This is a genomic window from Actinomycetota bacterium, assembly GCA_030776625.1.
Lineage (GTDB): Bacteria > Actinomycetota > CADDZG01 > CADDZG01 > WHSQ01 > MB1-2.
Genome location: JALYHL010000014.1, coordinates 1 through 9,871 on the forward strand (window position 1 = coordinate 1; position 9,871 = coordinate 9,871).

Below are 9,871 nucleotides of genomic sequence, written 5' to 3' on the forward strand. Positions count from 1 at the left end.
TCCATATGCGGTGCGCGGCGGCCCCGGCACCATGCTGTGGCCGGGACGAGCCGTGTTGCGGGCGATCGTCGAGGAAGCGAGGGCGCAGGGAACGGACAAGATCCTGTTCGGCACGCCGTGGCCGCTCGTCCTGCTCGGCCCCCAACTGCGCTCGGCTGGATTGCGTTATTCCGTCATCGTGCACGGAGCCGAGCTCGTGGTGCCGGGCGCGATCCCGCTGCTCCGGTCTCGGATGGCCGCCGCGCTGGGGGCCGCCGATCTCCTGCTGCCGGTCAGCGACTACACGGGGGCCGCGGTTGTCTCGCTCTTGCAGAGGATGCACGTCGCGGTACCTCGCATGGAACGGCTGCGCGCCCGCGTCGACACCGACCGGTTCCATCCGAACGCGTCGGACGAGGCCGTCCTGCGGCGCTACGGCGTTCAGCCGGACAGCAAGGTCGTGTTGTGCTTCGGGCGCCTCGTCGCGCGCAAGGGCGTCGACCGGCTGATCCGGGCGCTGCCGCAGATGGCGAACGAGGTGCCGAACGTCGTGCTGGTCGTCGGCGGAACGGGGCCGGAGGAAAAGCGGTTGCGCAAGCTCGCGGCAACCACCGGCGCATCCGTCAGGTTCGCGGGTCGCGTTCCGGACGCGGATGCACCCGCTCTCTACGCAAGCGCGGACGTGTTCGCGCTCCCCGTTGTGGATCGCTGGTTCGGCCTCGAGATCGAGGGCCTAGGTGTCGTGCTGCTCGAGGCGTCCGCGTGCGAGACACCGTGCGTCACGGGACGCTCGGGAGGCACACCGGAGGCGGTGCTGGACGGCCACACCGGCTTCGTCGTAGACGCGAGCTCACGCGACGACCTCGCGGCCCGCATCATCGAGCTACTCCGTAACGACGGACTCCGGGCCATGATGGGATCCGCGGCCCGCGCTCACGTACAAGAGAACTTCTCCGCCGAGCTCCCACCTCAGCCCCTGCTCGACTGGCTGGCGTGAGCGTTAGCATCAAGCACCTACCACTCGAGGAGGAGATCTCATTGCGTCTGCGCGTTTCTAGCCCGGGTCAAGACCTCACGGATACCGACATCGATCAGGTCGAGCGTGACCTGGAGAAGATCGATCGACGGCTGAAGGACTTCAAGGAAGAGGTCGTCGCCGACGTGCGCATCTCCAACGCGAGCGGGGCGCCGCAGAACCACGTCGTGGTCGAGCTCCACTACGGACCGAACCATCTGGTGGCGTCCGCCGACCACGCCGACTGGGGCCAAGCGGTCAGGACCGCGCGCGAAGAGCTCTTGCGTCAGATAAACGACCGCTCCCGCGGCGGTCACAGCTCGTTCTCGAAGCACTAGGTCGCAGGGTGCCGTAGATGCGCGAGCCGCAGCACACGCGACGGGACCGCCGGGAGGACATCCTCCAGACGAGCCTGCACCTGTTCGCGGAGAAAGGCTTCCACGGCACCTCGATGCGCGACATCGCGCGCGAGGCCGAGATCACAGAAGGCCTCATCTATCACTACTTCGAATCGAAGCGCGACCTGTTCCGCGCCATCATCGACGAGTACTCGTTCCTGCCGTTGCTCCGAACGCTGCCGGAGCTGGCAGAGCAACTGGATCTGCGCGCGCTTCTGATCGTGCTGGCGCGCGGCTTCTTCGACGTCTTGAAACAGAACACCGAGCTCGCGCGGCTGTTGCTGCAAGAGGTGCAGGTGTTCCCCGAGGAAAAAGAGGCGTTCTTCGCGGACGCGGTGAACGAATCGATCCAGGAGCTGGCGCGCATCCTCGAGGACCGCATGAACGACCGGGTCCGGGCGCAGGTCGACCCAACGGTATCCGCGCGGATCTTCTTCAACTCCCTGCTCGCGTTCTTCGTCGAGCAAGAGATCCTCGGCGGCAAGCACATGCTGCCGGCGGACGAGGGCAGCTACATCGAGCACCTCGTCGACATGTTCGTGAAAAGGTTAGGGCCCGGCCGTTCGAAACCGGCCGGGCCCAAGGTCGTGCGTTAGGCCGTTCTGATCGCCCCGCTCCTGTGGGAGCCGGGCGTCGGAGCAACTATTAGATCAGCGAGTCGATCTTCTCGATGACCGTGGTGCGGTCCTTCGTCTCGGCCTCGTAGCGACGGATCACCTTCAGCTCGTCGGTCTCGAGCTTGTCGAGACGCTGCACGATCTCGTCCACGTTCAGCGCGTCGTAGGTCGGGATCGGAAGCTCGACGAACTTCGAGTCGATCGCGTCGAGGATGGTAGAGCGGTTCTCGTGCGCACGCTCCCACTTGTAGACCTTGGCGAGCTCGGTCTGGGTGAGGCCGCGCAGCTCCGACACGATGTCGCTGGCCGTGAGGCCGGCGTAGCCCTTGATGGGAAGCTCGCTCGCCTTCTTGGGGGCCGCGACGCGGGGAAGCTTCGGCGCAACCGTGTCGGCCGCCGCGGTCGCACGCCGGGTGGTCTTGCGAGCGGTCTTGGCGACGTCGCGCTGGACCTCGTCGACGCGCTTCTCAGCCTGACGCGCACGACGACGGATGAGGCGCTCGACCGGCTCCAGGCGGTCCTCGCCCCGCTCGATGAGGCCGTCGAAGGCCTTGCGGACGCGCTTCGAGTTCAGGTCCGACAGCTCGTCGCGGACCTTGGAGTAGGCGCCGAGCGGCAGGTACACGCCGAGCTCCATCGCCTTCTCCCGGATGTTCCCAAGTGATTCGAGCCTGCTGGCCATGTGGATCCTCCTTGCTTGCGGATGCTTGCAACTGTTATACCATCGCTAGCAACAGCTAAACAACGGGACGCGCCGGACTCGCCGGTACGAAGGAGAAGCGATCTGGGGGATGGCTGGCTCAGGTGGTGGTGCGGCGGCGGGCAGGCACCTATGGGCGGTCGATCTTGAAGATCTGGAAGCCCAGGCGCACGTCCACCGTGTAGATGTACGGCCCTTCGTGAAGCTTCGCCGTGAAAGCATCTCCACCCCTGTTGGCGTACCAGCCCAGCTCCTTCGGACCCCCCGGAACCACCTGCTCTGCCCCCACCGTGATCCCCGACGTGTCGCTGATGTCCAGGTACTTGATCCCAGCCGTGTGCCACGAGGTCGCTAGCTTCATGCCATCTTCCGAGATGTCGAACACGTGCGGCGTGCAGAATCCGGCCTCGTTGTTCGCGTTGGCGCCCTTCTCTCCCTGCAGGTAGGCACCGGTGAGAGTGAGTTGATGGTCCCTGCTCAGATCGTAGAAGTAGAGGCCGCCGGTGGGACAAGTGGGCGCGGCCGGGTATTCGTCGTTGACGATCACCTTCTTGCCGTCGGGCGTGAAGCGCGCCTCATGGGTGTGGAGGCAGCCGGGACACTGACTGGTCGCCACGATCTTCGGGTCGACGGGGTTCGTTGTGTCCAAGACGTGGAAGTTGACAACGTTGGCGGTAGCCGCCATTGAGCCGTCCTTGTTGAACGCGAGGTCGTGCGGGCTATGGGCGCCGGTGTCGAGCGTCGTCACGAGCTTCGGGCGAGCCGGATCGGCGATCGACCACACCTGCATCTCGCCGGAAGTCTCGGGAAAGCCTTCCCCGTTGTACACGTACGGCTTGCTTGGGTGCGTAGCGAGAGAGTGCGACCCGCGCTCGATCGTGGCATAGCCGACCGGGCGCGGCTTGCTCGGCTTGGAGATGTCGATCGTGACGAAGCCCATCTGTCCGACAGGCATGCACCCGCCTTTCGAAGGGGCATCCAGACCGATCAGCAGCGTCTTTTTGTCGTGAGAGATCTGCACGTTGCCTTGGAACCCACCACATCGAAGCTTCGCTACCACGCGCGGTTTCTGTGGGACCGTCACGTCGATCACGCGCAGGGAGCCGGGGTCGACGTCGGTGGCAAACGCGTAATCGCGGCCCTTGATCGTCGTCACCTCTAGATGGGTCCCGTTCTCGAACGGAATCATCGCGATGGGTTTCAGCCCTTCGCCGACGCCCGGGGGGCGGGCTCCAGCCGGAACTGCGGGAGACCACAGGGCGCCGAAGCCAGCAACGGCGGCGACGGCAAGAGTCAGAGTGGCGGCGCGGAACAGGTGGATGTCCTTCATAGGCACAACGGTTCGCCGCTCTGTCGCTGACGCCTACACGCAGCCGATATCGGCCAGATGCGGGACACAGGCCCGGTGGCGCGAATGGCTGCATAACGACCATTCGCGCGCTCAGAACGGGGTTAGAGCTGGGCTAGGACGCCCTCTGGGATCGTCCGGAGGGCCTCCGTCCAGTCGCAGTCCGCGAGCGGCTCGAGGGCCTTCAGGGCGGCTGCGACGTGGGCCCGAGCCTCGGCGAGGGCCGCATCGATCGCCCCGCTGGAGCGCAGGAGCGGCAGAAGCTCCGCCAGGTCGCGGCTCCCCGCCGCGATGCGCTCCACCAGCAACGGCTCCCGCTCCGCCGCGATCAGAACGGGCAGCGTGAAAACGCCCTCCTTCAGATCTGTGCCCGGCACCTTGCCGGTCACCTCCGGGTCGCCCACCAGGTCCAGAAGGTCGTCGACGATCTGGAAGGCGAGCCCGAGGTTGCGCCCGTAGACGCGCAGTGGCTCGCGAAGCTCTGGCGCTCCCGAGGTAGCCGGCCCGAGCTCACCCGCCGCCCCGAACAGCGCTGCCGTCTTCAGCTCGATCGTACGCCGGTACTCGTCCGGCGCCCGCCTCGGATCGCCCACCGCCGTGGTCTCCACGATCTGGCCCTCGCACACCTCCGCGATCGCTCGCGACAAGATGTCGGTGACCTCCCCGCCGGCCTCGGCCGCCAGCACGCACCCCTTCGCGAATAGGTAGTCGCCCGCCAGGACCGCGACCTCGAGCCCCCACTTGGAATGCACGGTCGGAGCGCCGCGCCGCGTGTCGGTCTCGTCGATGACGTCGTCGTGATACAGCGTCGCGAGATGCACGAGCTCGATCGCGGCCGCGGCCAGGTCGGTGGCACGACTCCCGGGGGCACCCGCGCGCGAACTGATCATGACGAGCGCCGGTCGCAGCCTCTTGCCGCCGGCTTTGATCAGGTGCGTCGATGCCTCTCCGACGAGCGGGACGTCAGAAGACCCCGCGGTCGCCAGCAAGAGCTGCTCGACGCGCAGCATGTCCTCCACCAGCCACGAGGGGCCGATCATCGAGGCGACGAGCCGTTACCGAGTACCTGGATGCAGTAGCGGCGTTCGCGCGACGAGTCGAGCTCCACGAACAGCACGCGCTGGCGCTCGCCGAGCAACAACCTTCCGGCGTGGACGGGGATGCACTCCGACGCCTTGCCCGCGAGGACCTGGAAGATGTGCGCCGGGGCATTGGCCGGCTCGTCCTCGACCAGGTTCTCGGTCCTGATCGTCAGATCGTCATGCGCGTAATAGGCGTCCTGGGGTGCGAGGCGCTCCATCGTGTCCTCGAGAGCGGCGCGCGTCTCGCCGCCGGCCTCCGCCAGCAGAACACAACATGTGGTGTGCGGCGAGAACACCAACACGCTCCCGTCCTGGATGCCCGACGCGGTCAGCGTCTGCATCACCTCGCCGGTGATATCGAGCGTATCCAGGCGGCCGCCGGTCTTGGTCTCGAACTCTTCGAAAACGATCACGTCTCTATTGTCACGCAGCGCCGCCGTTATTCGGCTGGGCGCGTCCGCGACCGCGCTGAACGGCTGTTCAAGAGGTTCGCCCGCTCGCTGAATGGGTAAGCCAAATCGAGCACCGACACCGACCTAGGAGGAGCCATGAGCCCTATCGTGAAGAAAGCTGCGGCAGCGCTCGCGATCAAGGAGATCTTCGATCGCGTCCAAGAAGCCCGTGCGCCGAAGAAGTCCTTCGTCGCCCGCAACAAGGGCAAGGCGCTGTGGGCGGGCGTGCTGGGGGGCCTCGGCTTCCTCTACAAGAGCGGCAAGCTGAGCCCGATCGTGAACCAGGCGAAGGGCCTGGTCGGCGGCAGCAGCAGCAGCGACCAAACCACGAACAACGAGCCCGCGGCCTATCCAACGGGGCCCGCGGTCGAGACGCAGGGGCCTTCTAGCGACCCCTTCGCCACCGATCGACCGCTGGAGCCGTCGCACAGCTAGCCGGACTGGAGGCGAACCAGCATCCAATTCGAGCCCGATGTAGGAAAAGGGACAAAGAGGGCGAACCTTCCCCCCATGGCATCTGAGGGGACGCCGGGGGGAATCGCCGACCGCGCTCTGGTCATCGCGTTCCAGAGCGGGGACGAGCACGCCTACGAGGAGATCTTCAAGCGCTACCACGCCCGCGTCCTCGCGGTCTGTAGCCGCATGTTGCGGACGCCCCAGGACGCCGAGGAGGCCACGCAGGAGACGTTCCTGAGGGCATACGTTGCGCTGCCTCGCTTCAACGGTAGCTTCTACCTCGGCGCCTGGCTCAGCAGGATCGCCACCAACGTCTGCGTCGACCACATCCGCTCCAGGTCGCGCTCGAACCTGGTGGCGCTTCCGGACGACCAAGACGAGCTCGCCACCGAACAGGGACCGGAGGAGATCGTCGTCGGGGCCTACCCGCGGCTCCAGAAGGCCATCCAGGACATCCAGCCGCTGCACGCGAGCGCTCTGGCGCTCCGCACCCTCGAGGGCTACTCGCACGAGGAGATCGCGGGACACCTCCGCATGACGCCGTCACAGGTGAAGGCCCTCTTGCACCGAGCACGCATGTCGCTGCGCCGCGCCTGGGACAAAGCCGAAGGCTGGGCGCTCGCCCCGCTCCTAGGCGTCCGGCACCTGATGAACGACCGCATCACGGCGGATGCCGGTCGCGTGGCATCGCTCTCGCCGTCGGCGGCACCGTTCATAGCCGAGCGCGTCGCCGCGGTCTCCGCGATCATCGTCGCCGCGGCCCTCACCGGGGTGCCGTCCGCGCCAGAGGTCGACCCAGCGCCCGAGCGACCAGTCGCCTCCTCGCCGAACATCGCTGCGCCTTCGGAACACTCCGTGGATTGGTCCTCGGCGGCCACTCACTCGTCGCAGGTGCGCGAGCGGGTGGCACCGGCACAGGCAGCCGATCCGGCACCGGCCCCGGCCGCCGACGTCGTCAAGACGGCTACAGATCTGGTGGCCGAAATCCGGCGCAACGCCTCCAACCGCCGGGGCGGGGAGGGCCCTGACTACCGGGAGGAGCAAGACGAAGACGGCTCGGTCGGTCCGGGTGCCGCAGAGGGCGACAAGGTCGTGCGCAAGGTGAAGTCGACGGTCCAAGAGATCCAGGAGACCGTCGCCCCATAGCGGCTCCACCCCCCGCTCCTGGTATATCCAGGAGATGAGTTCCTCTTACGACTCCGGAGTTCCCCGGCCCCCAGAGCCGCCGCCGTCTTTCTTAGAGGATGGCCCTTTCCGGATCCTGTGCGAGATCGAGCCCCCGCGCCGCCCCGACATCGAGCACGTGCGCGAGCAGATCGACGTGCTGAGCCCCGTCACAGACGCCTTCTTGATCCCGGACAACCACCTGGGACGAGCAACCGTCTCCAGCGTCTCGGTCGCGCACGAGGTCGCCTACATGGGCGGGCTGTCGATCGCCTGCATGAACGCCCGCGACCGCAACCTGCTGGGCTTCCGCAGAGACCTTCTCACCGCGGCCGCGTACGGCGTCGACCACTTCCTCTTCGTCTACGGAGACGCCCCGAGAGAGGGCCGCAGAACAGAGGACCTCACGGTGCGCGGCATGATCGACGAGGTCCGCTCCTTCGGCACCGGCCCGCTGTTCCAGGGTTATCCCGACTTCCGCATCGGGACCGTCGCGAAGGTGGGGCGGCCGCTGGCGTGGAGGACGAGGGCCGATTTCATCTTCGTGCAGATCAGCTACTCGATCGATCGCTTGCGGCGGTGGCGAGAGAGCCTCGACTTCGAGGGCAAGGTCTACGCCGGCGTGCTCGTGCTCGCCAGCAGCAGGATGGCGCGCAGCGTGAACGCCTCGATCCCCGAGATCCGCATCCCCGAGGCGATCATCGACAAGCTCGACGACGACCCGAGCGTCGGCATCGACATCGCGTGCGAACAGATCGCGTCGTTGGAGGAATCGGAGGCGTTCGACGGGGTTCACTTGGTCCCGGTAGGCCGCTTCCGCGAGATGGCGGAGCGACTCACTACCGTCCGCTAGAGAGCCACGTCGAAAACGTCGAAGCTCTTGAACCCGTTCGCGAAGACCCGGCCCCTGTACCAGTAGGCGGCCCAGTAATTCGTGTCTTCGGTTCGGTAGTGCGCCACCTCACGAGGAGCCACCGGATTGCTGAAGTCGACCACGCTCATCCCGCCCCAGTAGTTGCCGCTGACCACGGTCAACGTGCCGGGGATCAGGTTGAAGAGATGGGCCGCGCAATCTCCCTCAGGTTCGCGGCCATACACGAAGATCGAGTGCGGCCCACGAGGAGCGCCGAAGTACCCCAACATCACCGGCGCCCGCGGGTTGGTCACGTCGTAGATGAACAGAGCTCCAGTAGGTCCACCGATGCAGTCATTCCCACCCGTCTCGGTCCCAACGACCGCATAGCGCCCATCACTGGAAACCGCGACAGAATGGTGGAAGTTGTGCAACGGATTCACGATGTGACCGATCAACTGGGGAGCGATCGGATCTGCGACGTCCCAGATCTGCGTCTCGCCCGGTCCCGCGCAGAACGCGAGCTTCCGGTCGCCGCGGATGTCAAAGGTCAGGTCATGGCACCCGATGCCGCTGTCGAAGGTGCCGACGACCTTCGGACGCCGCGGGTCGGACACGTCGATGATCGTCTCTACAGGCTCGGCGCCCATCTGCCGTCCGCCGGGAGACGCGTAGATGATCGGCTTCCCGGGGTAAGTGGTGATCGTGTGAGGGCCCGTGAAGTACGCACCTAGCGGATCGGTGCCGGGCGGGAGCTCGCCCGCGGTACTCCCGAGGATCTTCGGCTTGCGGGGATTGCTGACGTCGATCAACGTCACGCCTCCCTTGGGGTTGCCGCAGTTGTACTTCCCTTGGTGGTAGCCGACCGCGATCAGACCCGGCTCGACCACCGCGACGTCGTTCTGCCAGCCTCCGCAGGGCGCGAAGCCGACCTTCCGAACCTCCGGCTTGCTCACGTCGTAGATGTGGACGCCGCCGGATGAGCCCTCCCAACCGCGCTCCGCTGCGTAGACGAAGCGGCCCTGGAAGGCAAGGTCGCTCCCGCCGACATTGAACGGTATGTCTTTGACCCGGTACGGGAAGCTGTGCGTCAGCCGAACGTTGTCGCTGGCGTCCGGAGGAGCGGGCGCTCGAGCGGCAGCCGTAGCTGTCGGGAGCGATGCCGCCACAACGAGCGCAGCGAGGAGCGTGCACATCCCCAGCCGCCGGCTCATAGCGCGACCTCGTCGAAGACGCATCACAGAAGTACTACCTCCCCCACCGCGCTCCACGACTTGTCCCGTGTGGATTCGCCGGCTGCGCAAGAGCTCCTTCGAGAACAGGGACCCGGGCCCGAGCGAGAGGTGACCACAATCGGCATCGGCTGCAACCGCTCGAGAAGGTTCGGCTGCATCTTGCGCCGTTAGCGACTCCCTACCGGTGACGGTGTGAAACGGGAGCCGAGGCAGCCGCGCCGCAGATGTAGCGGCCGTCACCCTCGCCTCCGGCGACCTCGTCCACGACACTTCGGTAGCGCCCCGGCCGGTCACGTAGGTCGAACCGGAAACTGCCGTCGTCTCGGGTCGTTTTCGTCCGCAGGCGCACCCAGCCTGAACTCGCGCGCCGCTCTAGCGATACGGCGACCCCGCTCGAGCACATCTCGGCCTCTCCGGCATGGACACGCCCGCGGGCGATGAGGTGCCGAGAGAGTCTGAGGTCGACCGCCCGCAGGTGGGTCGCGGGTTCCGTCGGCTCGGGCTGGGGTTCCGTCGGCTCGGGCTGGGGTTCCGTCGGCTCGGGCTGGGGTTCCGTCGGCTCGGGCTGGGGT

Annotated in this window: 12 protein-coding genes; 6 read left to right on the forward strand and 6 right to left on the reverse strand. The window is 66.6% G+C overall.

The window, feature by feature from the left end; all coding sequences use genetic code 11:
• From M3N53_15175 to M3N53_15185, 3 genes are all read left to right on the forward strand, one after another.
• Window positions 1-976 (forward strand): glycosyltransferase family 4 protein (locus M3N53_15175; GenBank protein MDP9069664.1); only part of this gene is annotated, 976 nt, incomplete at its 5' end.
• Complete coding sequence (locus tag M3N53_15180) at window positions 973-1,332, forward strand: HPF/RaiA family ribosome-associated protein (protein ID MDP9069665.1); 360 nt, start codon at window positions 973-975, stop codon at window positions 1,330-1,332. The genes M3N53_15175 and M3N53_15180, both read left to right, overlap by 4 nt.
• Before the next feature lie 17 nt (window positions 1,333-1,349).
• A complete protein-coding gene (locus M3N53_15185; protein MDP9069666.1) occupies window positions 1,350-1,988 on the forward strand; it encodes a TetR/AcrR family transcriptional regulator in 639 nt (212 codons plus the stop codon).
• A gap of 49 nt (window positions 1,989-2,037) precedes the next feature.
• On the opposite strand, the gene M3N53_15190 is transcribed toward M3N53_15185, so the two are convergent.
• From M3N53_15190 to M3N53_15205, 4 genes are all read right to left on the reverse strand, one after another.
• Window positions 2,038-2,691: a hypothetical protein gene (locus M3N53_15190; GenBank protein ID MDP9069667.1), complete on the reverse strand. Its 654-nt coding sequence runs from the start codon at window positions 2,689-2,691 to the stop codon at window positions 2,038-2,040.
• Window positions 2,692-2,839: 148 nt separating this feature from the next.
• Window positions 2,840-4,039: a hypothetical protein gene (locus M3N53_15195; GenBank protein MDP9069668.1), complete on the reverse strand. Its 1,200-nt coding sequence runs from the start codon at window positions 4,037-4,039 to the stop codon at window positions 2,840-2,842.
• A 122-nt stretch (window positions 4,040-4,161) separates the two neighbouring features.
• A complete protein-coding gene (locus M3N53_15200) occupies window positions 4,162-5,097 on the reverse strand; it encodes a polyprenyl synthetase family protein (GenBank protein MDP9069669.1) in 936 nt (311 codons plus the stop codon).
• Window positions 5,094-5,552, reverse strand: coding sequence for a secondary thiamine-phosphate synthase enzyme YjbQ (locus M3N53_15205; GenBank protein MDP9069670.1), 459 nt, complete (start codon window positions 5,550-5,552; stop codon window positions 5,094-5,096). Before M3N53_15205 ends, M3N53_15200 begins: the two co-directional genes overlap by 4 nt.
• 135 nt (window positions 5,553-5,687) lie before the next feature.
• Between M3N53_15205 and M3N53_15210 the strand changes: the two genes are divergently transcribed.
• From M3N53_15210 to M3N53_15220, 3 genes are all read left to right on the forward strand, one after another.
• Window positions 5,688-6,026 carry a hypothetical protein gene (locus M3N53_15210; GenBank protein ID MDP9069671.1) on the forward strand — a complete coding sequence of 113 codons (339 nt, stop codon included), beginning with the start codon at window positions 5,688-5,690 and terminating at the stop codon, window positions 6,024-6,026.
• A 75-nt stretch (window positions 6,027-6,101) separates the two neighbouring features.
• Complete coding sequence (locus M3N53_15215) at window positions 6,102-7,193, forward strand: RNA polymerase sigma factor (GenBank protein MDP9069672.1); 1,092 nt, start codon at window positions 6,102-6,104, stop codon at window positions 7,191-7,193.
• A gap of 34 nt (window positions 7,194-7,227) precedes the next feature.
• Window positions 7,228-8,064, forward strand: a complete 837-nt coding sequence (locus M3N53_15220) for a methylenetetrahydrofolate reductase (protein ID MDP9069673.1) — start codon at window positions 7,228-7,230, stop codon at window positions 8,062-8,064.
• Here the strand turns inward: M3N53_15220 and M3N53_15225 are convergent.
• The gene (locus M3N53_15225; GenBank protein MDP9069674.1) at window positions 8,061-9,278 is read right to left on the reverse strand and encodes a hypothetical protein; all 1,218 of its coding nucleotides are present in this window, start codon (window positions 9,276-9,278) and stop codon (window positions 8,061-8,063) included. The genes M3N53_15220 and M3N53_15225 overlap by 4 nt on opposite strands.
• A gap of 199 nt (window positions 9,279-9,477) precedes the next feature.
• A partial coding sequence (locus tag M3N53_15230; protein ID MDP9069675.1) for a hypothetical protein occupies window positions 9,478-9,871 on the reverse strand: 394 nt, incomplete at its 5' end.